Source organism: Streptomyces sp. NBC_00223 (genome assembly GCF_036199905.1).
Classification (GTDB): domain Bacteria; phylum Actinomycetota; class Actinomycetes; order Streptomycetales; family Streptomycetaceae; genus Actinacidiphila.
Map to the genome: position 1 here is coordinate 6,358,770 of NZ_CP108109.1, position 24,497 is coordinate 6,383,266.

A 24,497-nucleotide genomic window follows, 5' to 3' on the forward strand; every position below is an offset into this window, starting at 1 on the left:
CTCAGAGCCAGTCGGCGAACTCCAGCAGCAGTTCCCCGTCCTCCCCGTCACCCACCGACAGGCTCCACACCCCGGCCTCCACGGCCCGGAACAGCGACCACCCGCGCAGCCGCTCCTCGTCCACCTCCAGCGCGGCCGCCAGCTTCCCCACCCGCCGCCGCGCGGCCGCCCGGGACCCCGGCTGCGCGGCGAGCGTGGAGAGCCGGTCCCGCACCAGCCACGCCAGGTCGTACGCGGGCTCGCCCACCATCGGCTTGGGGTCGATCGCCAGCCAGGGCGCCCGCTCGCCCGCCAGCACGTTGCCGTGGTGGTAGTCGCCGTGCAGCAGCACGGTCTCGGCGTCCCCGGCGAGCAGTTCCTCGCGCAGCTCCAGCGCCTGGTCGATCAGCGGCCTGACGTCGTCCGCGTACGGCTGCTCGCGCCGCTCCCGCAGCAGCGGGACGAGCGCGGCCGTCCGGTCGGCCACGGAGGTGAAGGGGTGCCCCTCGGCGGGCGGCACCCACAGCCGCCGCAGCACGCTCGCCGCCTCCAGCATCGCCTTGGGCTCGGCCAGCGACCGCAGCGAGACATCGGCGTGGAGCCGTTCCAGCAGCAGCACGCCCTCCGGCGGATCGGCCCGCAGCAGCTCCACGGCGCCGCGTCCGCCCCAGTGCGCCAGCGCCGCGTGCTCCTGCGCCGTCTCCCGGGTGACCAGGCCGAGCTTGAGCACGGCGGGCACGCCCTCGGCGGTCCGCACCAGCACGATCATGCTGACCATGCCGCCCGAGGCGAACACCCGCTCGGGTGTCAGCCGCCAGCGTTCCAGATACCCCGCGGCCCGGCCGGGCAGAGCGGCCAGCCACTCCCGGCCCGGCTCGCCCTCCCACTCGCTGATGACGCGCACCAGCCGCTCGGGCGGTTCCAGGGACACGGCCTCCGGCGGGCCGTCCTGCGCCGCTGAACTCATGGTGTCGCGTTCCCTCCGTGGTACGTCGCCGGCCCGGCGGGGCGGCGCTCAGTCGCGCTCCGCCAGCCCCGGGAAGGCTACGCTGCCGCCGCGCCACCGCACCGCGCGTACCGCCGCCTCGCGCAGCGCGTCCGCCGCGTCCCGGCGGACCGCGCCCAGCGCGGCCCCGACCAGATCGCCGTACGCGCCCGCGACCCGCTCCTCGAGGAAAGCGGCCAGCCTCACCGCGCCGGCCGGGTCCGTGACCGCGAACGGCAGCTCGTAGCCGCCCGCCGAGAACACCGGCGCGGCGCCCAAATCCGCGACCGTGCGGATCATCGCGTCCCGGCGCGCCCGGTGCGCGTCGTACGCCTGCTGGGCCTCGGACCGCCGCGCGGCGGACACCAGGCCGCCGACGACGCCGTACCCGTACACCGCCGCGTGCTCGGCGGCGAGTGCCGCCCGCGCCGCGGCCACGACCTTGTTCACGTGTTCTTCGCCCCCGTGTTCAGCAGCACCACATGGCCCGCGCCGGCCGCCGCGGCCGAGGCCATCAGCCGGGCCAGATCGCCCGGCACGGTCAGCAGCGCGGCCGCCCGCCGGTCGGCGAGCTTCCGCTCGGCGGCGGCGAGCGCGGCGAGCGCGGCGGCGGGGCTCTGTTCCGGTCCTGCGGCCGCGGCGGGCGCGGGCGGCTTCCCGCCGAACGCCTCGACGTGCCGGGCGACTTCGGCCCGCAGCGGAGCCAGCCGCGCGGCCAGCGAGGGGTGCGCGGCGGCCACGGCGTCGTACCGCGCCATGAGCGCGGCGCTCTCCCGCGCGGCCCGGGCCGACTCGACCGTGCCGGGCGCGGGTCCGGACGGCTCCGACCCGTCGGCCGCCGTGCCTCCGCCCCCGGAGCACCCGCTCACCACGCCCGCGGCCGCCACCGCCACCACACCGCGCCTGCTCAGCCGCCGACCGGCCTCCGGGATCATGCGGGGAGTCTACGGGTGGGGCGGGGGAGGAGCCGTGACACGGGTGCCGCGCCCGCTCCGGCGGCACGCGGAGACCCCCGCGGCCCGCCGTACGGGAAAAGGAGGGGCCCGAACTCCGGTAGCCTTCCGTTTACACGCGACCTTCCATGACAACAGCAGACGCGGCCGAGGAGTCACCCGGATGAGCACCACCCAGAGCGAGAGGCTGCGCGCGCTGCTTGAGCCGCTTGTCGTCGAAGCGGGCCTGGAACTGGAAGAGATCACGCTGTCGGCCGCGGGCAAGCGCCGGCAGCTGATGGTCGTCGTGGACTCGGACGCGGGTGTGCGGCTGGACACCGTCGCCGAGCTGAGCCGTACGGTCTCGCAGACCCTCGACGAGTCCGGCGCGATGGGCGAAACGGAGTACGTGCTGGAGGTGACCTCACCCGGCACCGACCGCCCGCTGACCGAGCCGCGCCACTTCCGGCGCAACGCGGGACGTCTGGTCAAGCTCCAGCTCAAGGAGCGCGGTGAGCTGATCGCGCGGATCATGACGGTGGACGACTCGGGGCTCGACCTGGAGGTCCCGGGCGTCAAGGGCCGCAAGCCCAAGCCCGCCCGCGCGGACTTCGCCGAGATCGCCAGGGCCCGGGTCGAGATCGAGTTCAACCGCAAGGGCGGCGCGGACGACGAGACCGCGGCCGACGGCGACGCCGACGGTGAGTACGACGACCTCGACGAGCACGACGACAACGACGAGCTTGACGCGCACGACGCGCACGACGACGAGAACACTGAGGAGGCGTAGCCGTGGACATCGACATGAAGGCCCTGCGGGGTTTGGTGCAGGAGAGGCAGATCTCGTTCGACCTGCTGGTCGGGGCCATCGAGTCGGCGCTCCTCATCGCGTACCACCGCGAGCCGGGCAGCCACCGCCGGGCCCGCGTGGAGCTGGACCGTACGAGCGGACACGTCACCGTCTGGGCCACCGAGGACCAGGAGGAGGCGGGCGAGGGCGCCGAGCCGCGCGAGTTCGACGACACCCCGACCGGCTTCGGCCGGATCGCCGCGTCGACCGCCAAGCAGGTGATCCTCCAGCGGCTGCGCGACGCCGAGGACGACGTGACCTTCGGGGAGTACGCCGGCCGCGAGGGCGACATCGTCACGGGCGTCGTCCAGCAGGGCAAGGACCCCAAGAACGTGCTGGTCGACATCGGCAAGCTGGAGGCCATCCTGCCGGTGCAGGAGCAGGTCCCCGGCGAGGACTACGTCCACGGCACCCGGCTGCGCACCTATGTCGTCCGGGTCGCCAAGGGCGTGCGCGGACCCTCGGTGACGCTGTCGCGGACCCACCCGAACCTGGTGAAGAAGCTCTTCGCGCTGGAGGTCCCGGAGATCGCGGACGGCTCGGTGGTGATCGAGGCGATCGCCCGCGAGGCCGGCCACCGTTCCAAGATCGCGGTCCGTTCCACCCGGTCCGGGCTGAACGCCAAGGGCGCCTGCATCGGCCCGATGGGCGCCCGGGTGCGGGCGGTCATGGCCGAGCTGCACGGCGAGAAGATCGACATCGTGGACTGGTCGGACGACCCGGCCGAGATGGTCGGCAACGCGCTGTCCCCGGCCCGGGTGTCGCATGTCGAGGTGGTGGACTTCGGCGCGCGGTCGGCCCGGGTCACCGTGCCGGACTACCAGCTGTCGCTGGCGATCGGCAAGGAAGGGCAGAACGCCCGTCTGGCGGCCCGGCTGACCGGATGGCGGATCGACATCCGCCCGGACACCGAGCAGCAGCCGGAGAGCTGAAAACCGGCCATCCGCCCCGGCACGTTCAGTCGAATCGGGGACGGACGGCGAACGAACAGCCGTACGTCGACCTACTCGAACGAGTGAGGTCGGTGCGGGGAGGTAGACTAAAGGATGTCTGGTCGGACGCTGGACCGCGCATGCCCGGAGCGAACCTGCATCGGCTGCCGTCAGCGAGCGGCCAAGAGCGATCTGCTGCGTGTGGTGGTGAGTGGGGACGCATGTGTCCCCGATCATCGCGGTACGCTGCCCGGTCGGGGCGCATATCTGCATCCCGCCCTTGCCTGCTTTGACCTGGCGGTCCGCCGCCGGGCGTTCGGCCGGGCCCTCAAAGGTCCGGTGGCGCCCGATACCGCGGAGTTGCGCCGGTTCGTCGAGCAGGCAGCCCCGTAAGAGAGAACGGCACGGGTTCCCGTGCGGTCAGGTACCTCGCGAGATGGAAGTAGGTCGAGATTGCGATGAGCACTCGATGAGTACGCGATGAGTACGCCCATGAAGTAGCGACGGTCCGGCGGACGATCACCCCGGACCTAAAAGGAGCGAAGTGGCTAAGGTCCGGGTATACGAACTCGCCAAGGAGATGGGAGTCGAGAGCAAGGTCGTCATGGCCAAGCTCCAAGAACTCGGCGAATTCGTCCGTTCGGCGTCCTCGACGATCGAGGCGCCGGTTGTCCGTAAATTGACTGACGCTTTCCAGGGGCCCGGCGGCAACGCCGGCAAGTCCGCTGCGAAGCCCTCCGCGCCGCGCAAGGCGGCGCCCGTGAAGCCGGCCCCCACCCCGGGTGCGCCGGCCCGTCCCGCTGCCCCGGCGCCGAAGCCGGCCGCCGGCGGTCCTGCCGCCCCCGCGGCCCCGGCAGCGCCGAGCACCGGCTCGGCGCCCGCGCCCGGCCCGCGCCCCGGCCCGAAGCCGGCTCCCGCTGCGCCCAAGCCCGCGCCCGCGGCACCCGTGCCCGCCGCGGAGTTCCAGGCGCCCCCGTCGGCGCCCGCGGCCCCGACCACCCCGGCCGCGCAGCGTCCCAACGCCGCTCCCGGCCCGCGTCCGCCCCGCCCCGCCGCGGGCGGTCAGGGCGCCGGCGGCCAGCAGCGTGACGGTGGTGCCCGTCCGGGCAGCCGTCCCGCTCCCGGCCAGGGCGGTCCCCGTCCCGGCGGCGCGCGTCCCTCCGGCCCGCGTCCCGGCAACAACCCCTTCACGTCCGGCTCCACCGGCATGCCGCGCCCCGGTGGCGCGGCGCGTCCCGGCGGCGGCCAGGGCGGTGCCCCGCGTCCCGCGGGTCCCGGCGGCGGCGCTCCGCGTCCCGGTGGTGCCCCGCGTCCCGGCGGCGCGGCCGGCGGCCAGGGCGGTCCGGGCGGATCCCGTCCGTCCCCGGGCGGCATGCCCCGTCCGCAGTCCTCGGGCCCCCGCCCGAACCCCGGCATGATGCCGCAGCGTCCCGCCTCCACCGGTCCCGGCAGCCGTCCCGGCGGTCCCGGGCGTCCCGGTCCCGGCGGACGCACGGGCGGCGCCCCCGGCGGTCGTCCCGGTGGCGGCGGTGGCGGCGGCTTCGCCGGCCGTCCGGCCGGTCCCGGCGGCGGCGGTCGTCCCGGCGGCGGCGGTGGCGGCTTCGGCGGTCCCCGTCCCGGTGGCGGCGCTCCCGGCGGTGGCGGCGGCTTCGGTCCCCGTCCCGGCGGCTTCGGCGGACGTCCCGGCGGCCCGGGCGGCCGTGGTGGCACGCAGGGCGCGTTCGGTCGCGGCCCCGGCGGCCGTCCGGCGCGCGGGCGCAAGAGCAAGCGTCAGAGGCGTCAGGAGTACGAGGCCATGCAGGCCCCGTCCGTGGGCGGCGTGCTGCTGCCCCGCGGCAACGGCCAGACCGTGCGCCTGTCGCGCGGTGCCTCGCTCACCGACTTCGCCGAGAAGATCAACGCCAACCCGGCGTCGCTCGTCCAGGTGATGCTCAACCTCGGTGAGATGGTCACGGCCACGCAGTCGGTCTCGGACTCCACCCTGGAGCTGCTGGCCGGCGAGATGAACTACGTGCTGGAGATCGTCAGCCCGGAGGAGGAGGACCGCGAGCTGCTCGAGTCGTTCTCCATCGAGTTCGGTGAGGACGAGGGCGGCGAGGAGATGCTCGTCTCCCGCCCGCCGGTCGTGACCGTCATGGGTCACGTCGACCACGGCAAGACCCGACTGCTCGACGCGATCCGCAAGACGAACGTGGTCGCGGGCGAGGCCGGTGGCATCACCCAGCACATCGGTGCCTACCAGGTCGCCACCGAGGTCAACGGCGAAGAGCGCGCGATCACCTTCATCGACACCCCGGGCCACGAGGCGTTCACCGCCATGCGTGCCCGCGGTGCGAAGTCCACCGACATCGCGATCCTCGTGGTCGCGGCCAATGACGGTGTGATGCCGCAGACGATCGAGGCGCTGAACCACGCCAAGGCGGCCGAGGTGCCGATCGTGGTCGCGGTCAACAAGATCGACGTCGAGGGCGCCGACCCGACCAAGGTGCGCGGTCAGCTCACCGAGTTCGGTCTGGTGGCCGAGGAGTACGGCGGCGACACCATGTTCGTCGACATCTCCGCCAAGCAGGGGCTGAACATCGACAGCCTGCTGGAGGCCGTGATCCTCACCGCGGACGCCTCGCTCGACCTGCGGGCCAACCCGGAGCAGGACGCGCAGGGCATCGCGATCGAGGCCCACCTCGACCGCGGCCGCGGCGCCGTGGCGACCGTCCTGGTCCAGCGCGGCACCCTGCGGGTCGGCGACACCATGGTGGTCGGCGACGCCTACGGCCGAGTGCGGGCCATGCTCGACGACAAGGGCGAGAACCTGGACGAGGCGGGTCCGTCGACCCCGGTCCTCGTGCTCGGTCTCACCAACGTCCCGGGCGCCGGCGACAACTTCCTGGTCGTCGACGAGGACCGCACCGCCCGGCAGATCGCCGAGAAGCGTGCCGCCCGTGAGCGCAACGTCCGCTTCGCCCGCAAGGGTGTGCGGTTCTCTCTGGAGAACCTGGACGAGGCCCTCAAGGCCGGTCTGGTGCAGGAACTCAACCTCATCATCAAGGGCGACGCGTCCGGTTCGGTGGAGGCCCTCGAGTCCTCGCTGCTCCAGCTCGACGTCGGCGACGAGGTCGACATCCGCGTCCTGCACCGCGGCGTGGGCGCGGTCACCGAGTCGGACATCGACCTGGCGACCGGCTCCGACGCGATCGTGATCGGCTTCAACGTCCGCGCGGCCGGCCGTGCCGCGCAGATGGCCGAGCGCGAGGGCGTGGACGTCCGCTACTACTCGGTGATCTACCAGGCCATCGAGGAGATCGAAGCGGCGCTCAAGGGCATGCTCAAGCCCGAGTACGAGGAGGTGGAGCTCGGCACCGCCGAGATCCGCGAGGTGTTCCGCTCCTCCAAGCTCGGCAACATCGCCGGTGTGCTGGTCCGCTCCGGCGAGGTCAGGCGCAACACCAAGGCCCGCCTGCTCCGCGACGGCAAGGTCATCGCGGAGAGCCTCAACATCGAGGGCCTGCGCCGCTTCAAGGACGACGTCACCGAGATTCGTGAGGGTTACGAGGGCGGTATCAACCTCGGCAACTACAACGACATCAAGATCGACGACGTCATCGCGACGTACGAGATGCGGGAGAAGCCGCGCGGCTGATCCGGCGCCTCGGTCAGGCGTGACATCGGTCCGGGGCCGGTCGGCGGGAGAAATTCCGTCGATCGGCCCCGGCCGTCGCGTGTACCGTTCACTGCCATGTATGTAGGCACGCTGTGCTTTGACCTGCTGCTCGGTGACGTACGGTCGCTGAAGGAGAAGAGGTCCGTCGTCCGTCCGATCATCGCCGAGCTGCACCGCAAGTACGGGGTGAGCGTGGCGGAGACCGGCAACCAGGATCTCCACCGCAGGGCCGAAATAGGGGTCGCGATGGTGTCCGGGGACCTGGGGCACCTCAAGGACGTACTCGACCGGTGCGAACGCTGGATGGTCGAGCGGCCCGAGGTGGAGCTGCTGTCGGCACGGCAGCGCATCCACGGCGACGACTGAGCCGAACGAACCGAAGACAGAGAGAAGAAGACGATGACCGACACCGCGCGGGCGCGCAAGCTGGCGGACCGCATCCGGGTCGTGGTCGCGGAGACCCTGCAGCGGAGGATCAAGGACCCGCGGCTGGGCTATGTGACGATCACCGACACCCGGGTCACCGGTGACCTGCGGGAGGCGACGGTCTTCTACACGGTCTACGGCGACGACGAGGAGCGGGCCGCCTCCGCCGCGGCGCTGGAGAGCGCCAAGGGGGTGCTGCGTTCCGAGGTGGGCCGGCAGACCGGGGTGCGCTTCACCCCGTCGCTGGCCTTCGTCGCGGACGCCCTCCCGGACAACGCGAAGACCATCGACGACCTGCTCGCCAAGGCCCGCGCGGCCGACGAGGAGGTCCGCAAGACCGCCACGGACAAGCAGTACGCGGGTGACGCCGATCCGTACCGCAAGCCGGCCGAGGACGACGAGGACGAGGACGACACGGGTTCCGGTGCCGGGTCTGGTTCCGGTTCTGGTTCTGGCGCCGGTTCAGATGTTCCCTCTTCCGACGACGAGGACGGTTCCGCGTCCGCATGACACGCAAAGAGGGCCCTTCCGGGCTGGTGATCGTCGACAAGCCCGGAGGGCTCACCTCGCACGGCGTGGTGTCCCGTATGCGGCGGCTGGCCGGGACCCGGCGGGTCGGACACGCGGGCACCCTGGACCCGATGGCGACCGGAGTGCTGATCATCGGCGTCGAGAAGGCCACCCGGCTGCTCGGGCATCTCGCGCTGACCGAGAAGGAGTACGTCGCCACGATCCGGCTCGGCCAGAGCACGGTCACCGACGACGCGGAGGGCGAGGTCACCTCCACGGCCTCCGCCACCGCAGTCACCCGGGCGGCCGTGGACGCCGGGATCGCCGTGCTCACCGGGCCGATCGAGCAGGTCCCGTCCAAGGTCAGCGCGATCAAGGTCAACGGGGTGCGGTCGTACACCCGGGTACGTGAGGGCGAGGACTTCGAGCTTCCGGCGCGGCCGGTGACGGTCTCCTCCTTCACCCTCCAGGACATGCGGACCCCGCCGGACGCGCCGGAGGCCGTCGACCTCGATGTCACGGTGGTCTGCTCCTCCGGCACGTACATCCGGGCGCTGGCCCGCGACCTGGGCGCCGGACTCGGTGTCGGCGGCCATCTGACCGCGCTGCGCCGTACCCGGGTGGGCCCGTACGGGCTCGACGGGGCGCGCACCCTGGAGCAGCTGGAGGAGTCCTTCGCCGTGCTGCCGATCGAGCAGGCGGCGGACGCGGCCTTCCCCCGCTGGGACGTGGACGCCGATCAGGCGCGGCTGCTGGGCAACGGCGTACGGATCAAGGCGCCCGCGCTGGCGGCGGGGCCGAACGCGGCCTTCGGCCCGGACGGGCGGTTCCTCGCGCTGGTCGAGGAGAAGAACGGCCAGTCCAAGATCGTCGCGGGCTTCGCCCAGTAACCCCTGGCCGGGCCCCGGGACCGGGCGCGGCACTGCTCGCGCGGAGGCGGGGTGCGGGCCGGATCGGGACTCATCGTGGAGCGGGGTCGCCGTCCCCTGGGCGGCTCCGCTCCACGATCCCCTCCCGACCCCCCGAGCAGTCCTATCCACCTCGAACCCGAAAATCACCCCGATGGCCGGGCGCTCGGAGTGAACTCGGGGGGCGCAAGGGGGCGCGTTCGTCTTGTGAGCTAGGCGGGGGATCATCGGGCACCTACCGTCGAAGCGGGACGAAACGGGGCGATGGTGGCGGGGGAGGTGCCGCGGTGGCGACACGCGGCGGCGAACGGGACGACGTACTGATCCGCGTCTGCGACCTGGCCGGACGGCCACGCGGCACGGGATTCCTCGCGCACGCCGACGGCACGATGATCACCAGCCACGAAGCGGTCGACGGGCTGGCCCGGCTGGTGCTGCACGCCCCCGGCGGGCAGGTGTGCCTGGTCGAGACGGGGGCGATCACCGCCCTGCCCGAGACCGGGCTCGCCCTGGTCGCCACCGAAGGGCTCGCCCTGCCGCCGCTGCCCATCGCACCCGGCGGCCCCGCCCACCCCGAGCGGCGGACCCGGCTGCGGCTGCCGCACCGCACCGAGGGCGTCGTCGTCGGCACGACCGCGGCCACGTACACCGCGACCGACCGCTTCCATCTGCTCGACGACGTGTACGAGCTCGCCCTCGACGGCGCCGACCTGAACCGGGTGGCGCCGCAGGCGTCCGGCGCGCCGCTGATCGACGCCGCTACCGGCGCCGTGCTCGCCGTGGTGGTGACAGCGGTCCAGACCGGCCACCGCGCCGGCGGGTTCGCCGTGCCGCTGCGCGCGCGGTGCGCGCCCGCGCCGCTGGCCGAGCTGCTTTCCCGCAACGCGGCGACCGTACCCGCGTACGGCCCGCATCTGAACCTCGCGGGCGCGCTCCAGCTGACCGGCGCGTCGGTCGCCGCCGCCCGGCCCGGTGCCTGGCGCGAGCCCGTCGACCGGCCCGAGGTCGCCGCCGCGCTGGGGGAGTTCCTGGCGATGCGCGGCGAGTCCGCGCCGCTCGCGCTCGGCCTGGTCGGAGAACCGGGCACCGGGCGCAGCACCGTACTCGCGCAGCTCGCCGCCGAGCGGGCCCGCGGCCCCCACCCCGCGCCCACGGTCTGGCTGCGCGGCGCCGAACTCCGCCCGGGCGACGGCGGTGTGCGCGACGCGGTGGAGCGCGCGCTGCGGAGCGCGGCGCGCGTCGTCGGCGCCGCCCCGGGGTACGGGGGCGCGGCGGCCGACCCGCTGGGCTCAGGGCCGGCCGACCCCACCGACGCCGTCGCCGCGCTCGCCAGGGCGGCGGGCCGCCCGCTGCTCGTGCTTCTCGACGCGCCGGAGGAGATGCCCCCGGTCCTCGCCCACGCGCTGGCCGACTGGTCGGCGGGCACCGCGCGCTGGCTGCGCGCGGACCGGGCCCGGTTGATCGTGGCGTGCCGCCCGGAGTTCTGGGAGCAGGCCGGGGCGCTGCTGCCGCGAGAACTGCTGCACGGCGCCCCCGCGGCCGGGCCACCGCCCGGGGCCCCGGTACGGCCGCTGCCGCCGTGCGTACGGCTCGGGGACCTGGGCGCGGGGCAGGCCGAGCGGGCGCGGGCCCGCTACGGGCTGCCCGAGGGTGCCTTGGCGGAGGCGGACGCCGCGCACCCGCTGGCCCTGCGGCTGCTCTCCGAGGTGCGGGCCGCGCAGCCCGGGGACGAACCCGGTGTGCCGCCCGACGGCGAGGACGGGCCCGGCGCCCCGCCGACGAGGGCGGCGCTCTTCTCGGCCCACCTCGACCTGATGTGCCTGCGGATCGCGGTCCGGCTGGCCGCCGGGTCCGAGCCGCCTCTGCGCGGCGCCGCCGTGCGGCGGCTGGCGGCGCGGGTGGCCGGGCAGGCGCACGAAGCGGCCCGGCGCTGCCTGGGACCCGGGCAGGGGGAGCTGGACCGGGAGACGTTCGAGGAGCTGTTCCCGTGGCGTACGGGGTGGGCGTCGGCGGTGCTCACCGAAGGACTGCTGGTCCCGGCCGGCGCGGGGTACCGCTTCGCGCACGAGGAGCAGGGGGACTGGCTCCAGGCGCTCCACCTCGACCTGGAGACGGCGCTCGGCGCGCTGGTCCACCGCTGGTTCGCGCCCCCGGCGCCCTGCCCGGAGGCCCCGGTCCGATTGCCGTCCCGTCCCGGAGCCCGCGCCGTCGCCTGGGCCGGCCGGCCTCCGCCGGTGCCTCCCGCCCCACCGGTCGCGCCCCCGGCGTCCCCGCGCTCGCTGCCCGTACCCCGTCACCGGGCGGGGCCCGTGCTCCAGGCGCTGCTGCTGGCGCCGCCGCCCGTCCTGGCCACGCATCTGCACGCCCTGGTCGGCGCCCTGGACCGGGCGGCCCCGGCCCCGACCCGCTGGGTGCCGCGCCCGGCCCTGGAATCCACGCAGCCATCGGGCGCGGAGGGCGCCGACACCGTCCCGGCCCGACGGGTGCGGCCGCAGCCGCCGCACGGCCTGGTCCGGGTCGAGCCGCCGGGGTTCGCGGCCAGGCGGCGGGAGGCCGGCTGGTGGGCCGCCCACCTCGTACGGGAGGCGCTGCTGCGTGTACCGGACGCAGGGCCGTACCGCGAAGTTCTGCGTGCGCTGGCCGGACGGATCGTCGTACGGGCCGTCGCGGCGGGCGGGTTCGCGGCCGAACGACTGGAAGGGCTCGGGGAGTTCGGGCCGTGGTTCTGGCGGCAGGTGCCGCTGCCCGTGGGGGAGAGGCTCGAACTGCTGCGGATGCTGCTGCCCGCGGACGGCCCGCCGGGACCGGGCGAACGGTTCCTGGCCGTGGCCGCGGAGCTGCTGCGCGAGCAGCCGGCGGCGGCGCTGCCCGTCGTGTGCGGATGGTTCGGCGACGACCGGCCGCTGCGGGCGCGGCTGCCCGGCCCGGACGCGCCCCGGCTCACCGTCGCCTCGGCCGCGCAGGCGCTGCTGCACACCCACCGAGGGCTCGCCGTGGACGACCTCACCGAGGCGCTGGTGACCGCGGGGCACCCTGCGGCCGACGAACTGCTCGCGGCCCTCGCCGAGGACGAGCCGTCGGCCGTCTGCCGGGCCGTCGACCGCTGGGCGCACGACCCGCGCCCGGAGCGCCATGTCGCGGCGGCGGCGTACGGCCGGCGCACGGCTCCCTTCGTACGGTCCGCGGCCGACCGCGAACTGCTGCGCTACGCCGCCCTCGCGCTGCTCGCCCGGCCGGAGGACCGCGCGCTGCACGGCGCCGCGCTCGGCCTCCTGGTCCGCGACCCGGCGACCCGGGACCGTCATCTGCCGACCGCCCTGCGGCACTTCGCGTCCGGCGACCGCCAACTGCCGCCGAGCGCGGTCGCCTCGGCGCTCGTCACGCACCCCGAGCCGGTGCTCGCCGCCTTCCAGGCCAGGCTGCGGGCCGTGCGCGAGAGCGCGGACGGCGGCGCGGAGACCGCCGAGATCATGCGGGAGCTGGCCGCCGTCACCGGCCACGGCCCGGCCCGCCGGGTCACCGACCTGGTCCAGGACTATCTGCGGCACCGGCCCGGGGCCGCGCGGCACGTGGCCCGCTATCTGGATCTGCGGCTGGAGCAGGGCCCGGCGGCGCGGGCGCTGCTGCTGCCGTTCGCCGCCGCCCTGGTCCGCGAGCACCCGCCCGAGGTGCGGCGGGTGCTCGCCCCGGTGTTCGCCGCGCCCGGCACACGAGTGTCGCGGCCGCTGCGGCAGGAGCTGCTGGACACGGTGCTGGAGGCGGAACGCGACCCCGAGGTGCTGGTCGACCTGCTCACTGCGGCCGCCGACGGCTGCCGCACCCGCCATCCCCTGCTCACCCGCGACCTCGTCCACCGGCTCGGCCTGCTGCTGGGCCGCACTCCGCAGGGCGCCGCCCGCTTCGACCTGCGGATCGTCGAACTCGCGGGCAGCCGCCCTGACTTCATCCGGCTGCTGCGCGCGTGGCTGGCCGAGGGCTCCACCTGGGACGCGCTGATCGGGCCGAGCGCGCGGCGCAGCCTCGACACGGTGGCCTGAGGTGGGGCCCGGCCGACCCGGTGCGGGTCCGCGGTCCCGCACCGGGGCCGTGGCCCGGGGGTCGCGCGGCCGACATCACACCGGGGGGCGCGCCGCAGGTGGGAAGGCCCGCCACCGCGCCCTCGGACCGTGCCGATGGTCACCGCCGGGCGGCGGCATGGCAGGCTTGGCCCTGCAGGACGACAGTCAGAGATTTCGGCGAAGAAGCGGAGCGTCAAGGTGCAGCGCTGGCGGGGCTTGGAGGACGTTCCCGGTGACTGGGGTCGCAGCGTCGTCACCATCGGGTCGTACGACGGTGTGCACCGCGGTCACCAGCTGATCATCGGCCGGGCGGTGCGGCGCGCCAGGGAACAGGGACTGCCCTCGGTCGTGGTGACCTTCGACCCGCACCCGAGCGAGGTCGTACGGCCCGGCACCCATCCTCCGCTGCTGTCGGCGCACCACCGCCGCGCCGAACTCGTCGCGGGCCTGGGTGTGGACGCGCTGCTCATCCTGCCGTTCACCAGCGAGTTCTCCAAGCTCCCGGCGAGCGAGTTCGTACGGACGGTGCTGGTGGACGGTCTGCACGCCAAGTACGTGGTCGAGGGTCCCAACTTCCGCTTCGGCCACCGGGCCGCGGGCGACGTGGACGTGCTGTCCGCGCTCGGCCTCAAGTACGACTACGAGCTGGAGGTCGTCGACTTGTTCGTGCGCGGCGAGGCGGGCGGCGGCGAGCCCTTCTCCTCCACCCTGACCCGGCGACTGGTCGCCGAGGGCGATGTGGAGGGCGCGGCGGAGGTGCTGGGCCGCCCGCACCGGGTCGAGGGCGTCGTGGTCCGGGGCGCCCAGCGCGGGCGCGAACTAGGCTACCCCACGGCCAATGTGGAGACGCTGCCGCACACCGCGATCCCCGCCGACGGTGTCTACGCGGGCTGGCTGCACGTGGACGGCGAGGCGATGCCCGCGGCGATCTCGGTCGGCACCAACCCGACGTTCGACGGCACCGCCCGCACGGTCGAGGCGTACGCGATCGACCGGATCGGCCTCGATCTGTACGGCCTGCACGTCGCGGTCGACTTCGTCACCTATCTGCGCGGGATGGAGAAGTTCGACACGATCGACGCGCTGCTGGAACGCATGGCGGACGACGTGAAGCGGGCGCGTGAAATCGTCCGACCGGCGGATGCGGATGCGGATACGGGCGCGGGCGCTGACTCGGGGGCGGGCGCGGGTGTCGGCAGTGGTGCCGGCTCGGTGGAGCCCGCCGCCGCCGAGTCCTCCGGGCAGGAGTAACCGCAGGTCAGGGGAATTGTCAGTGGTCCCTGCGAGACTGTTCGGCATGATCGAGCAGGCACAGCAGGGAATCGCAGCGACCGCGCGGACCGTTCAGCTCTCGCCCAGGTGGGAGGAGGACGATTCGCGGCCCGCGCTGCCCACGACCGGCGGCGAGCGGGAGATACTCACCGCCTTCCTCGACTGGCACCGGGCGACCTTCGAGCTGAAGTGCCGCGGGGTGGCCGCCGAACGGCTCTCGGACCGGGCGATCCCGCCGTCCGGGCTGAGTCTGCACGGCCTGGTACGGCATCTCGCCGGGGTCGAGCGCTGGTGGGTGCGGATGCAGTTCGCCGCCGAGGACCTGCCGATGCTGCACTACTCCGACGACGACCCCGACCAGGACTTCGACCGCCTCGACGGCCCGGTGGAGGCGGCCTTCGCGGTGTGGCGGGCCGAGCGCGACCGGGCCAGGATCATCATCGCCGAGGCGCCCTCGCTGGACACGACCTTCCGCTCGCTGTCCACCGGCAAGGAGACGTCGCTGCGGTTCCTGCTGGTCCACCTGATAGCCGAGTACGCGCGGCACAACGGCCACGCGGACCTGCTGCGGGAGCGGATCGACGGGATGACGGGGGTCTGAGGCCGGGCGAGGTCCGTGCGGGGGCGTCGGCGGGGGCCCGGGGCCTATCGACCGGGCCGCCGTCGGGTGGTTCCCGTGCGGCGCCGGACCACATGGTCCGAGCCGCCGTGCCCGGACCGCCGCCGGGCGGACAGCCGGAAGGGCCGTCGCCGCGGACGGTGACCGGTCCACGGCGGCGGCCCTTCGGTGGCTCGCCCGCTACTGCTGCTGCGGAGGCGGCGGGTAGCCGTACCCCTGCTGCTCCTGCGGCGGCGGGAACTGCTGCGGCGGCTCCGGCTGCTGCTGTTGCGGCCAGCCCTGCTGCGCCTGCGGAGCCTGGGGCTGCGAGGACTGCGGCTGGAACTGCGGCGCGGCGTCGGCCTGCGGGGGCTGCGGGTACGCCTGCGGTGCGCCCTGCGGCGGCACCCCGTACTGGCCGGGCGGGACCTGGCCGGGCTGACCGTACGGCCCGGGCTGCCCCGGCTGCCCGTAGGGGCCCGGCTGACCGTAGGGCTGGCCCGGGGCCGGGTAGCCGCCCTGCTGCGGCGGCGGGGGGTAACCGGCCGGCGCGCCCCCGTACGTTCCCGGCGCCTCGTAGTGCCCCGGCATCGGCGGCGCCTGTACGGGCGGCGGGTTGGGGCCGTTCTGCGTCCACAGCCCCTGCGCCTGCTGCGCCCGTACGAAGTCCTCGGCGACCATCGCGGACAGGTTGAAGTACGCCTCCCGTGTCTTCGGCCGCATCATGTCGAGGTCGACCTCCGCGCCCGCCGCCAGGTGCTCGTCGAAGGGCACGACCTGCACCCCGCGGCACCGGGTCCTGAAGTGCGCGACGATGTCCTCGACCTTGATCATCTTGCCGGTCTCCCGGACCCCGGAGATGACGGTGATGCTGCGCTGGACGAGTTCGGCGTACCCGTGCGCCGACAGCCAGTCCAGGGTCGTACTCGCGCTGGAGGCACCGTCCACCGAAGGCGTCGATACGATGATCAGCTGGTCGGCCAGGTCCAGGACACCGCGCATCGCGCTGTAGAGCAGACCGGTGCCCGAGTCGGTGAGGATCACCGGGTACTGGCGGCCGAGTACGTCGATCGCCCGCCGGTAGTCCTCGTCGTTGAAGGCGGTCGACACCGCGGGGTCCACGTCGTTCGCGACGATCTCCAGACCGGAGGGCGCCTGCGAGGTGAACCGGCGGATGTCCATGTAGCTGTTGAGATACGGGATCGCCTGGACGAGGTCGCGGATCGTCGCGCCCGTCTCCCGGCGCACCCGGCGGCCCAGGGTGCCGGCGTCCGGGTTCGCGTCGATGGCGAGGATCTTGTCCTGCCGCTCGGTGGCCAGCGTGGCACCCAGCGCGGCCGTGGTCGTGGTCTTGCCCACGCCGCCCTTGAGGCTGATCACCGCGATCCGGTAGCAGGACAGCACAGGGGTGCGGATCAGCTCCAGCTTGCGCTGCCGCTCCGCCTCCTCCTTCTTCCCGCCGATCTTGAAACGGGAGGGCTGCGCGTTGGCGCCGGGCTTGCGCGGCTTCGGCTGGTTGCGCAGCAGACGGTCCGAGGACAGCTCCACGGCCGCGGTGTAGCCGAGCGGCGCGCCGCCCTGCGTGGTCCGCTGCCGCTGATCCGGCGTCACGGTCGGCCACCCGCCGGTCCGTGGGTCGACGGGGGCGGCGGGGGCGGCGGCCTCCGGCGGGAGGGGCTGGACGGGGTGCGCCGGAGGCGCCGCCTGGGCCGGCGGCGGGAAACCGTAGCCACCGCCCTGCGCCTGGGCCGGCGGCAACGGCCCGGCCTCGGGCTGCGGTGGGGCGACCTGCGGGAAGCCGTAACCGCTCGGCCCCTGCGGCTGGGCCGGCGGTTGCTGGACGGGCGGGGGCACGGGCTGCTGGACCGGCTGGGGCGCGGCCTGAGGCATAACGGCCTGAGGTGCGACGGCCTCGTGCGGGAGGCCGGTCGGTACGGGGCCGGGCGCCTGCTGCGGGTAGCCGGTCGGCGCGGGCAGCCGGTCGCCCGGCTGGGGGTAGCCGTAGCCGCTCTGCGGGGTTTCCGGCGTGGGGAGTTGGCCCTGCGGCGGGCCGTATGGGTTCGGCCTGGGCGGCTGCGGTGCCTGCGGGGCTTCGGGCGTGGGCTGCGCGTAGCCGGTGGGGGTGGGCAGGTGGTTGCCCGGCTGGGGAGCTCCGGCGGCAGGGGCCTGCTGCGGGGCTTCGGGCGCGGCGGACTGGGCGGGGATGCCCGATGCGGGGGCCGATACCGGTGCCTGCGGGTATCCGTACGGGCTCGGCGCGGCGGGCGGCACCGGTTGCGGGGTCTGGGGGGCGGCGTATTCGGTGGGCCGAGCCGCTTCCTGAGCCGGAACAGCCGGGGCCGGAGCCGGAGCCGGAGGCTGCTGGGCGGCGGGCGGGAAGCCGTAGCCGCTCGGGTCCACCGGCCGGCCCGTCGGCGGAGGGAAGTCGAGCCCGCGCTGCGCAGGCACGGGTGCGGGCGCCGGGGGCTCGGTGGTGGGCGGGGGGTACGCGTAGGCCGTGGGTGGTGCGGGCGGGTTCGGTCCGCCGGGGTGGACGGGAACCTGCGGCTCGCCCGTGGGCGGCGGGAAGGAGGAGAGGCCGCCCTGCGCGGGCGGGGGCGCGGCTGCCGGGGGCTCGGTGGTGAGCGCGGGGTATGCGTAACCGGTGGGCGGTGCGGGCGGGTTCGGTCCGCCGGGGTGGACGGGAACCTGCGGCTCGGCTGTGGGCGCTGGGGTCGCGTCACTCGTGGGCGGCGCCGGCGGGTGGGGACCGCCCGGGTGCGGGGGAGCGGTGGGCGCGGCGGCCGGCGGGTAAGCGCCTTGCGGGGCCGGCGGGTTGAGGCCGCCCGGGTGGAGGGGGACCTGCGGCGGGGGATAGGGATGGCCGACCGGCGGTGAGGCCGGGGCGTCCGCGCGCGCGAACTGCGGCGGCAGCGGCGGGACCGGGCCTTGCGGCGGACCGGGCTCCCACGGCTGCGCGTCGGCGGGCGGTGGCGGCAACGGCGTCCACACCGGCGCCCGCTTCACCGGCTTCGCGTCCTCCGGTTCCTTGGCCTCCGCTTCCCTGGCGGCCTCCGGCTCCTTCGCCTCCGCGCTCGGCTTCGGCTCGTCCCGTCCGGCCTCGAACGGCCTCAGGTCGTCCAACTTCTCCCCCGTACGCTCCTCGATCTCACGTCGCAGCGCGGCCGCCGAGAACCGCATCGTCTCGTCGTGCCGAGGCAGGTCCGCCGCCCCACCGGACGGCGGCGCGGGCGGCGCGGTCGGCACGGAGGGCGCGGGCGACACCGACGACACGGGCGACGACGCGGAGGGCGACCCGAAGGACGGGAACCCCTTCCCGGTCGCCGACTCCCGCTCGCCACCGGACGGTTCGGCGGCCTCGGACCGGTCCGCCGTCTCCGCCACCTCTGCCGCTTCGGCGGCCTTCGGCTCCGGCGCCGCGATCACCGGTACGGACCCGGCCGACCACGACGGCTTCTCCGCCTCGGTCCGTGGCTCCGGCGCAGCCGCCGAAGTGGCCTCGGGCGCCTCGGCCTTGGGCGCGGGAACCACCGGCACGGACGCCGCGGACCACGACGGCTCCGGTTCCTTTTTGGGTGAGTCAGAGGTGTCGGCCTCGGCAGGCGCGTCCTCTGCGGGCAGCGGTATGGACGGCACGGACGCGGCCGACCGGGAGACACCGGCCGTACTACCGGGCGCCGACTCGTCCGCCGCTGTCTCCGCCTCCTTCGCCGTCTCCGCCTCCTTCGCCGTCTCCGCCGAACTCCCGCTCACAGCAGGCGTATCGGAGGACGAAAGCGCCGCGGAGAACGAAGAAGGCGCGGGAGCCTCGACCGCCGGCTCATCGGACGGCCCGTCAGCCGACCCGTCAGCCGTCTCATCTGTCGTCTCGTCGGCGTCATCCGCCCCGACGCCCCCGGCATCCGGCATGTACCAGGCGGGGAGCCGCGGCCCGAGACTGAACTCGCCGGTGTAGTCCGACTCCGACTGGTCCTCGACAGGGGCGGCCCCGCCCACGCGGTTCTCGTCCCGATCGCTGCTCACAATGCCTCCTGGTCTGCTGAACCCCGCCGTCCCGCGGCGCATGTACCCAAGCACCCCATGGCCGATCCCCCTCCCCGTCAGGGCAAGACTAATCGCCGGTCGGCACTCGATGTGAGGTCCGCCCGCCCCGGTGGGCACCCCTCGCACCGCACCCGCGCGAGTGGCCCGGCGCAACTCCCGCCGTACGCCCGCGGTACACCCCGTCGTACGCCCGTCGCGCACCCGCCGATACGGTCTCCGGTATGCGCCGGGGCCGGGTCGTCTTCCTCAACGGGACCTCCAGTTCGGGCAAATCGAGCATCGCCCGTGAACTGCTGCCGATCCTCGACGGCGACCCCTACTTCCATCTCGCCGTCGACGCGTTCAACGCGATGCGCGGCAAGAAGGAGATCGACCCCGCCGCGCTCGACGACGTACTGACCCGGACCCGCAGGGGGTACCACCGCGCGATCGCCGGCATGGCGGCCGCCGGGAACGATCTCGTCGTCGACCATGTGCTGAGCGAACCGTGGCGGCTCGACGACTGCCTGACCGTCCTGGCGGACGTCGACGTCTTCCTGGTCGGCGTCCGCTGCCCGCTCGCCGAGCTGGAGCGTCGGGAACGCGCCCGCGGCGACCGCCCGCCGGGCCTGGCGGCGTACCAGTACGAGCGGGTGCACGCGCACGGTGTGTACGACGTCGAGTGCGACTCCGCCGCCTCCTCGCCGCGCGAGTGCGCCGAACTGATCAAGGCCCACGTCGAGTCCGCCGTCGCCCGCGGCGAGGCGCCGACCGCCTTCGCCCGCCTGCGCGCGGCGGCCCGCGCCCGAGAAGCCTGTGAAGCCCGACAAGCCCGACAAGCCCGTGAAGCCCGAGAGGCGACGGCGACCGAGCAGCCGTGAACGGCCCCGGCACCGCCCAGATGACCCGTGGGTAAGTACGTCGCCACGGGCTGGTACTCTGGGTGACGGTCACATGTGTGTTCACACCGTGCGGCCGCGCCTCGCGAGTTACCTGAGGAACCCCCGCGAAGAAGACCGGGGGCGCTCGGAGGCCACCGACACTGAGGAGTCCGAATGTCGCTCGACGTCGAGACCAAGAAGCAGATCATCGCAGAGTTCGGCACCAAGGAAGGCGACACCGGCTCCCCCGAGGTCCAGGTCGCCCTGCTGTCCCGCCGGATCTCGGACCTGACCGAGCACCTCAAGACCCACAAGCACGACCACCACTCGCGTCGTGGGCTCCTGATCCTGGTCGGCCAGCGCCGCCGTCTGCTGCAGTACCTGGCCAAGAAGGACATCACGCGCTTCCGTGAGCTCCGCGAGCGCCTCGGCATCCGTGCCGGCGCGGCGGGCGTCCGCTAGGACACCGTGCAGGGGGAGCGGTTCCCGTCGGGGGCCGCTCCCTTTGCCGTATACGCGACAGAGCACGGCGGCACCGCGTCACCCCGCGACAGCGGGCGACGTACACCGACGACGCGCACGACAGCGCGGCAGCCGTACGACACGGCCGCCGCACCCACCGGACGACCGGGCCCGCACACGACGTGCGCGACCACGGCACCGTCTGGTGCAATGGTTCCGTAGACAACGAATGAGGAGGAGCGTCCTCCTATCCGCCGCATACGCCGGTCCTCGGTAGTGGCCCCCGGGTGGCAACACCCCCGGAGGCTTCGATCGAAGACCGGCACCGGCAGGACGCCCCTCCGCCGATGGCCCGCCCGGGACACGCCCGGCGGGCAAGGACGAGGAGAATCCCCATAGTGGAGAACGAGACCCACTACGCCGAAGCCGTGATCGACAACGGCACCTTCGGCACCCGCACCATCCGCTTCGAGACGGGCCGGCTGGCCCGTCAGGCCGCCGGTTCCGCCGTGGCCTACCTGGACGACGACACCATGGTGCTGTCGGCCACCAGCGCCTCGAAGCAGCCCAAGGAGCACTTCGACTTCTTCCCCCTCACGGTGGACGTCGAGGAGCGCATGTACGCGGCCGGCCGGATCCCCGGTTCCTTCTTCCGCCGCGAGGGCCGCCCCTCCGAGGACGCCATCCTCACCTGCCGGCTGATCGACCGCCCGCTGCGCCCGTCCTTCGTCAAGGGCCTGCGCAACGAGATCCAGGTCGTCTGCACGATCATGGCGCTCAACCCCGACCACCTCTACGACGTGGTCGCCATCAACGCCGCCTCCTGCTCCACGCAGCTCGCCGGCCTGCCCTTCTCCGGCCCGATCGGCGGCGTCCGCGTCGCGCTGATCAGGGGCCAGTGGGTGGCGTTCCCGACCCACACCGAGCTCGAGGAGGCCGTGTTCGACATGGTCGTCGCGGGCCGGGTGCTGGACGACGGCGACGTCGCGATCATGATGGTCGAGGCCGAGGCCACCGACAAGACGATCAAGCTGGTCGAGGGCGGCGCCGAGGCGCCCACCGAGGAGATCGTGGCCGCCGGCCTCGAAGCCTCCAAGCCCTTCATCCGGGTCCTCTGCAAGGCGCAGTCGGAGCTCGCGGTCAAGGCCGCCAAGCCCACCGGCGAGTTCCCGATCTTCCTGGACTACCAGGACGACGTCTTCGAGGCCCTGCAGGCCGCGGTCACCGACGAGCTGGCGCAGGCGCTGACCATCGCCGGCAAGCAGGCCCGCGAGGCCGAGCTGGACCGGGTCAAGGGCCTGGCCGCCGAGAAGCTGCTCCCGCAGTTCGAGGGCCGCGAGAAGGAGATCTCCGCGGCCTACCGGGCGCTGACCAAGAAGCTGGTCCGCCAGCGGGTCATCAAGGACAAGGTCCGCATCGACGGCCGCGGCGTGACGGACATCCGTACGCTCGCCGCCGAGGTCGAGGCGATCCCGCGGGTGCACGGCTCCGCGCTGTTCGAGCGTGGCGAGACCCAGATCCTGGGCGTCACCACCCTCAACATGCTCCGGATGGAGCAGCAGCTCGACACGCTGGCGCCCGAGACCCGTAAGCGCTACATGCACAACTACAACTTCCCGCCGTACTCCGTCGGCGAGACCGGCCGCGTGGGCTCGCCCAAGCGCCGTGAGATCGGCCACGGCGCGCTCGCCGAGCGCGCCCTGATCCCGGTCCTGCCGACCCGCGAGGAGTTCCCCTACGCGATCCGTCAGGTCTCCGAGGCGCTCGGCTCCAACGGCTCCACGTCGATGGGCTCGGTCTGCGCCTCCACCATGTCGCTGCTGAACGCCGGTGTGCCGCTCAAGGCCCCCGTCGCCGGTATCGCCATGGGCCTGATCTCGCAGGAGATCGACGGCGAGACGCACTACGTGGCGCTCACCGACATCCTCGGCGCCGAGGACGCGTTCGGCGACATGGACTTCAAGGTCGCCGGCACGAAGAACTTCGTGACCGCGCTCCAGCTCGACACCAAGCTCGACGGCATCCCCGCCTCCGTGCTGGCCGCCGCGCTGAAGCAGGCCCGTGACGCCCGGCTGCACATCCTCGACGTGATGAACGAGGCCATCGACGTCCCGGACGAGATGTCCCCGAACGCCCCGCGGATCATCAGCATCAAGATCCCGGTGGACAAGATCGGCGAGGTCATCGGCCCCAAGGGCAAGATGATCAACCAGATCCAGGAGGACACCGGCGCCGACATCTCCATCGAGGACGACGGCACGGTGCTCATCGGCGCCACCGAGGGCTCCCAGGCCGAGGCGGCGCGCGCGGTGATCAACCAGATCGCCAACCCGACCATGCCCGAGGTCGGTGAGCGTTACCTGGGTACGGTCGTGAAGACCACCACGTTCGGCGCGTTCGTCTCGCTGATGCCCGGCAAGGACGGTCTGCTGCACATCTCGCAGATCCGCAAGCTGGCCGGCGGCAAGCGCGTGGAGAACGTCGACGACGTCCTGGGCGTCGGCGCCAAGGTCCAGGTCGAGATCGCCGAGATCGACCAGCGCGGCAAGCTCTCGCTGATCCCGGTCATCGACGGCGAGGACGCCGACGCAGACGACGCGAAGGACGAGTCGGACAAGTGACGACCCGCTCCACCGCAGTGACGGCCCGCCCCTCCACCAAGGGGCGGGCCGTCCGCACGCGGACCCTGCTGCCGGGCACCGACGGCACCGGTACGGTACGCCGCAGCGTGCTGCCCGGCGGCCTGCGCGTCGTCACCGAGACGCTGCCGACCGTGCGCTCGGCCACCTTCGGCATCTGGGCCGGTGTCGGCTCCCGTGACGAGACCCCGGTGCTCAACGGCGCCACCCACTATCTGGAACACCTGCTCTTCAAGGGCACCCGGCGGCGCAGCGCCCTGGACATCTCCGCCGCGATCGACGCGGTCGGCGGCGAGATGAACGCGTTCACCGCCAAGGAGTACACCTGCTACTACGCGCGGGTCCTCGACACCGACCTGCCGCTGGCCATCGACGTGGTCAGCGACATGCTCACCGGCTCGCTGATCCGCCAGGAGGACATCGACGCCGAGCGCGGAGTCGTCCTCGAAGAGATCGCCATGACCGAGGACGATCCCGGCGACCAGGTCCACGACCTGTTCACCACCGCGCTGCTCGGCGACTCGCCGCTGGGCCGCCCGGTCCTGGGCACCGTGGAGACGATCAACTCCCTCACCCGCGACCAGATCGCCCGCTTCTACCGCAAGCACTACGACCCCACCCGGCTGGTCGTCGCGGCCGCGGGCAACATCGAGCACGCCGCGGTCGTCCGCCAGGTCCGCCGCGCCTTCGAGCGGGCCGGCGCGCTCGGCGACCCCGAGGCCGTACCGCAGTCCCCGCGCGGTGGCGCCCGGACGATCCGCACCGCCGGACGGGTCGAACTGCTCGACCGGCGCACCGAGCAGGCCCATGTCGTCCTCGGCATGCCCGCGCTCTCCCGCACCGACGAACGCCGCTGGGCGCTCAGCGTGCTCAACACCGCGCTCGGCGGCGGTATGAGCTCGCGGCTCTTCCAGGAGATCCGCGAGAAGCGCGGACTGGCGTACTCGGTGTACTCCTACACCTCGTCCTACGCGGACTGCGGCATGTTCGGCGTGTACGCCGGCTGCCAGCCGCGCAGGGTGCCCGAGGTGCTCAAGATCTGCCGGGACGAGCTCCAGCAGGTCGTCGAGCACGGGCTGAGCGACGAGGAGTTGCGGCGCGCCGTCGGCCAGCTCTCCGGCTCGACCGTGCTGGGCCTGGAGGACACCGGGGCGCTGATGAACCGGATCGGCAAGAGTGAGCTGTGCTGGGGCGAGCAGCTGTCCGTGGACGACCTGCTGGCCAGGATCGCGGCGGTCACCCCGGACGAGGTACGCGCGGTGGCCCGCGACGTGCTGGGACAGCGCCCCTCGCTGGCCGTCATCGGCCCGCTCAAGGACAAGCAGGCCGCCCGCCTGCACGAAGCCATCGCATAACCGTATGAACGCCTTCAGCACCTCGTGTG

18 protein-coding genes are annotated in these 24,497 nt (G+C 73.8%); 14 read left to right on the plus strand and 4 right to left on the minus strand.

What is annotated here, in order from left to right; translation table 11 throughout:
- Position 1 precedes the first annotated feature (1 nt).
- From OHA30_RS27215 to OHA30_RS27225, 3 genes are read right to left on the minus strand one after another with little or no spacing between them, the layout of a single operon-like run.
- The gene (locus OHA30_RS27215; RefSeq protein WP_328916512.1) at positions 2 to 946 is read right to left on the minus strand and encodes an aminoglycoside phosphotransferase family protein; all 945 of its coding nucleotides are present in this window, start codon (positions 944 to 946) and stop codon (positions 2 to 4) included.
- 48 nt (positions 947 to 994) lie between these two features.
- Positions 995 to 1,414, minus strand: a complete 420-nt coding sequence (locus OHA30_RS27220) for a ferritin-like domain-containing protein (protein WP_328916513.1) — start codon at positions 1,412 to 1,414, stop codon at positions 995 to 997.
- On the minus strand, positions 1,411 to 1,899 hold the full coding sequence (locus OHA30_RS27225) for a hypothetical protein (RefSeq protein ID WP_328916514.1): 489 nt from the start codon (positions 1,897 to 1,899) through the stop codon (positions 1,411 to 1,413). The genes OHA30_RS27220 and OHA30_RS27225 overlap by 4 nt, the downstream gene beginning before the upstream one ends.
- Positions 1,900 to 2,080: 181 nt before the next feature.
- Between OHA30_RS27225 and rimP the strand changes: the two genes are divergently transcribed.
- The 10 genes from rimP (at position 2,081) to OHA30_RS27275 (ending at position 15,111) form a co-directional block, all read left to right on the plus strand.
- The gene (gene rimP / locus OHA30_RS27230; protein WP_328916515.1) at positions 2,081 to 2,686 is read left to right on the plus strand and encodes a ribosome maturation factor RimP; all 606 of its coding nucleotides are present in this window, start codon (positions 2,081 to 2,083) and stop codon (positions 2,684 to 2,686) included.
- Between the two features lie 2 nt (positions 2,687 to 2,688).
- Positions 2,689 to 3,678: a transcription termination factor NusA gene (nusA, locus tag OHA30_RS27235; RefSeq protein ID WP_328916516.1), complete on the plus strand. Its 990-nt coding sequence runs from the start codon at positions 2,689 to 2,691 to the stop codon at positions 3,676 to 3,678.
- Positions 3,679 to 3,792: 114 nt separating this feature from the next.
- A complete protein-coding gene (locus tag OHA30_RS27240) occupies positions 3,793 to 4,071 on the plus strand; it encodes a YlxR family protein (protein WP_328916517.1) in 279 nt (92 codons plus the stop codon).
- Between the two features lie 151 nt (positions 4,072 to 4,222).
- Positions 4,223 to 7,315, plus strand: coding sequence for a translation initiation factor IF-2 (gene infB, locus OHA30_RS27245; RefSeq protein WP_328916518.1), 3,093 nt, complete (start codon positions 4,223 to 4,225; stop codon positions 7,313 to 7,315).
- 96 nt (positions 7,316 to 7,411) lie between these two features.
- The gene (locus OHA30_RS27250; protein ID WP_328916519.1) at positions 7,412 to 7,702 is read left to right on the plus strand and encodes a DUF503 domain-containing protein; all 291 of its coding nucleotides are present in this window, start codon (positions 7,412 to 7,414) and stop codon (positions 7,700 to 7,702) included.
- Positions 7,703 to 7,735: 33 nt separating this feature from the next.
- Complete coding sequence (rbfA, locus tag OHA30_RS27255; protein ID WP_328916520.1) at positions 7,736 to 8,272, plus strand: 30S ribosome-binding factor RbfA; 537 nt, start codon at positions 7,736 to 7,738, stop codon at positions 8,270 to 8,272.
- A complete protein-coding gene (gene truB, locus OHA30_RS27260) occupies positions 8,269 to 9,162 on the plus strand; it encodes a tRNA pseudouridine(55) synthase TruB (RefSeq protein WP_328916521.1) in 894 nt (297 codons plus the stop codon). The genes rbfA and truB overlap by 4 nt, the downstream gene beginning before the upstream one ends.
- A 305-nt stretch (positions 9,163 to 9,467) precedes the next feature.
- A complete protein-coding gene (locus OHA30_RS27265) occupies positions 9,468 to 13,217 on the plus strand; it encodes a trypsin-like peptidase domain-containing protein (RefSeq protein ID WP_328916522.1) in 3,750 nt (1,249 codons plus the stop codon).
- A 219-nt stretch (positions 13,218 to 13,436) separates the two neighbouring features.
- Positions 13,437 to 14,489, plus strand: a complete 1,053-nt coding sequence (locus OHA30_RS27270) for a bifunctional riboflavin kinase/FAD synthetase (protein ID WP_328916523.1) — start codon at positions 13,437 to 13,439, stop codon at positions 14,487 to 14,489.
- Positions 14,490 to 14,535: 46 nt separating this feature from the next.
- Positions 14,536 to 15,111, plus strand: coding sequence for a DinB family protein (locus OHA30_RS27275; protein ID WP_328916524.1), 576 nt, complete (start codon positions 14,536 to 14,538; stop codon positions 15,109 to 15,111).
- A 198-nt stretch (positions 15,112 to 15,309) separates the two neighbouring features.
- On the opposite strand, the gene OHA30_RS27280 is transcribed toward OHA30_RS27275, so the two are convergent.
- Complete coding sequence (locus tag OHA30_RS27280; protein ID WP_443045116.1) at positions 15,310 to 18,861, minus strand: nucleotide-binding protein; 3,552 nt, start codon at positions 18,859 to 18,861, stop codon at positions 15,310 to 15,312.
- 512 nt (positions 18,862 to 19,373) lie between these two features.
- Between OHA30_RS27280 and OHA30_RS27285 the strand changes: the two genes are divergently transcribed.
- From OHA30_RS27285 to OHA30_RS27300, 4 genes are all read left to right on the plus strand, one after another.
- The gene (locus OHA30_RS27285) at positions 19,374 to 20,012 is read left to right on the plus strand and encodes a chloramphenicol phosphotransferase CPT family protein (protein ID WP_328916525.1); all 639 of its coding nucleotides are present in this window, start codon (positions 19,374 to 19,376) and stop codon (positions 20,010 to 20,012) included.
- A 174-nt stretch (positions 20,013 to 20,186) separates the two neighbouring features.
- Positions 20,187 to 20,474: a 30S ribosomal protein S15 gene (gene rpsO / locus OHA30_RS27290; RefSeq protein ID WP_033173003.1), complete on the plus strand. Its 288-nt coding sequence runs from the start codon at positions 20,187 to 20,189 to the stop codon at positions 20,472 to 20,474.
- A 398-nt stretch (positions 20,475 to 20,872) separates the two neighbouring features.
- Positions 20,873 to 23,095 carry a polyribonucleotide nucleotidyltransferase gene (locus OHA30_RS27295; protein WP_328916526.1) on the plus strand — a complete coding sequence of 741 codons (2,223 nt, stop codon included), beginning with the start codon at positions 20,873 to 20,875 and terminating at the stop codon, positions 23,093 to 23,095.
- Entirely contained in the window at positions 23,092 to 24,468 is a 1,377-nt protein-coding gene (locus tag OHA30_RS27300) for a M16 family metallopeptidase (protein WP_328916527.1), read from the plus strand. Before OHA30_RS27295 ends, OHA30_RS27300 begins: the two co-directional genes overlap by 4 nt.
- Positions 24,469 to 24,497: the final 29 nt, after the last annotated feature.

Coding starts and splice junctions, on each gene's coding strand:
- OHA30_RS27215 (WP_328916512.1), bottom strand. CDS start 946: ATGAGTTCAGCGGCGCAGGACGGCCCGCCGGAGGCCGTGTCCCTGGAA.
- OHA30_RS27250 (WP_328916519.1), top strand. CDS start 7,412: ATGTATGTAGGCACGCTGTGCTTTGACCTGCTGCTCGGTGACGTACGG.
- OHA30_RS27240 (WP_328916517.1), top strand. CDS start 3,793: ATGTCTGGTCGGACGCTGGACCGCGCATGCCCGGAGCGAACCTGCATC.
- truB (WP_328916521.1), top strand. CDS start 8,269: ATGACACGCAAAGAGGGCCCTTCCGGGCTGGTGATCGTCGACAAGCCC.
- OHA30_RS27275 (WP_328916524.1), top strand. CDS start 14,536: ATGATCGAGCAGGCACAGCAGGGAATCGCAGCGACCGCGCGGACCGTT.
- OHA30_RS27225 (WP_328916514.1), bottom strand. CDS start 1,899: ATGATCCCGGAGGCCGGTCGGCGGCTGAGCAGGCGCGGTGTGGTGGCG.
- rimP (WP_328916515.1), top strand. CDS start 2,081: ATGAGCACCACCCAGAGCGAGAGGCTGCGCGCGCTGCTTGAGCCGCTT.
- OHA30_RS27285 (WP_328916525.1), top strand. CDS start 19,374: ATGCGCCGGGGCCGGGTCGTCTTCCTCAACGGGACCTCCAGTTCGGGC.
- rbfA (WP_328916520.1), top strand. CDS start 7,736: ATGACCGACACCGCGCGGGCGCGCAAGCTGGCGGACCGCATCCGGGTC.
- rpsO (WP_033173003.1), top strand. CDS start 20,187: ATGTCGCTCGACGTCGAGACCAAGAAGCAGATCATCGCAGAGTTCGGC.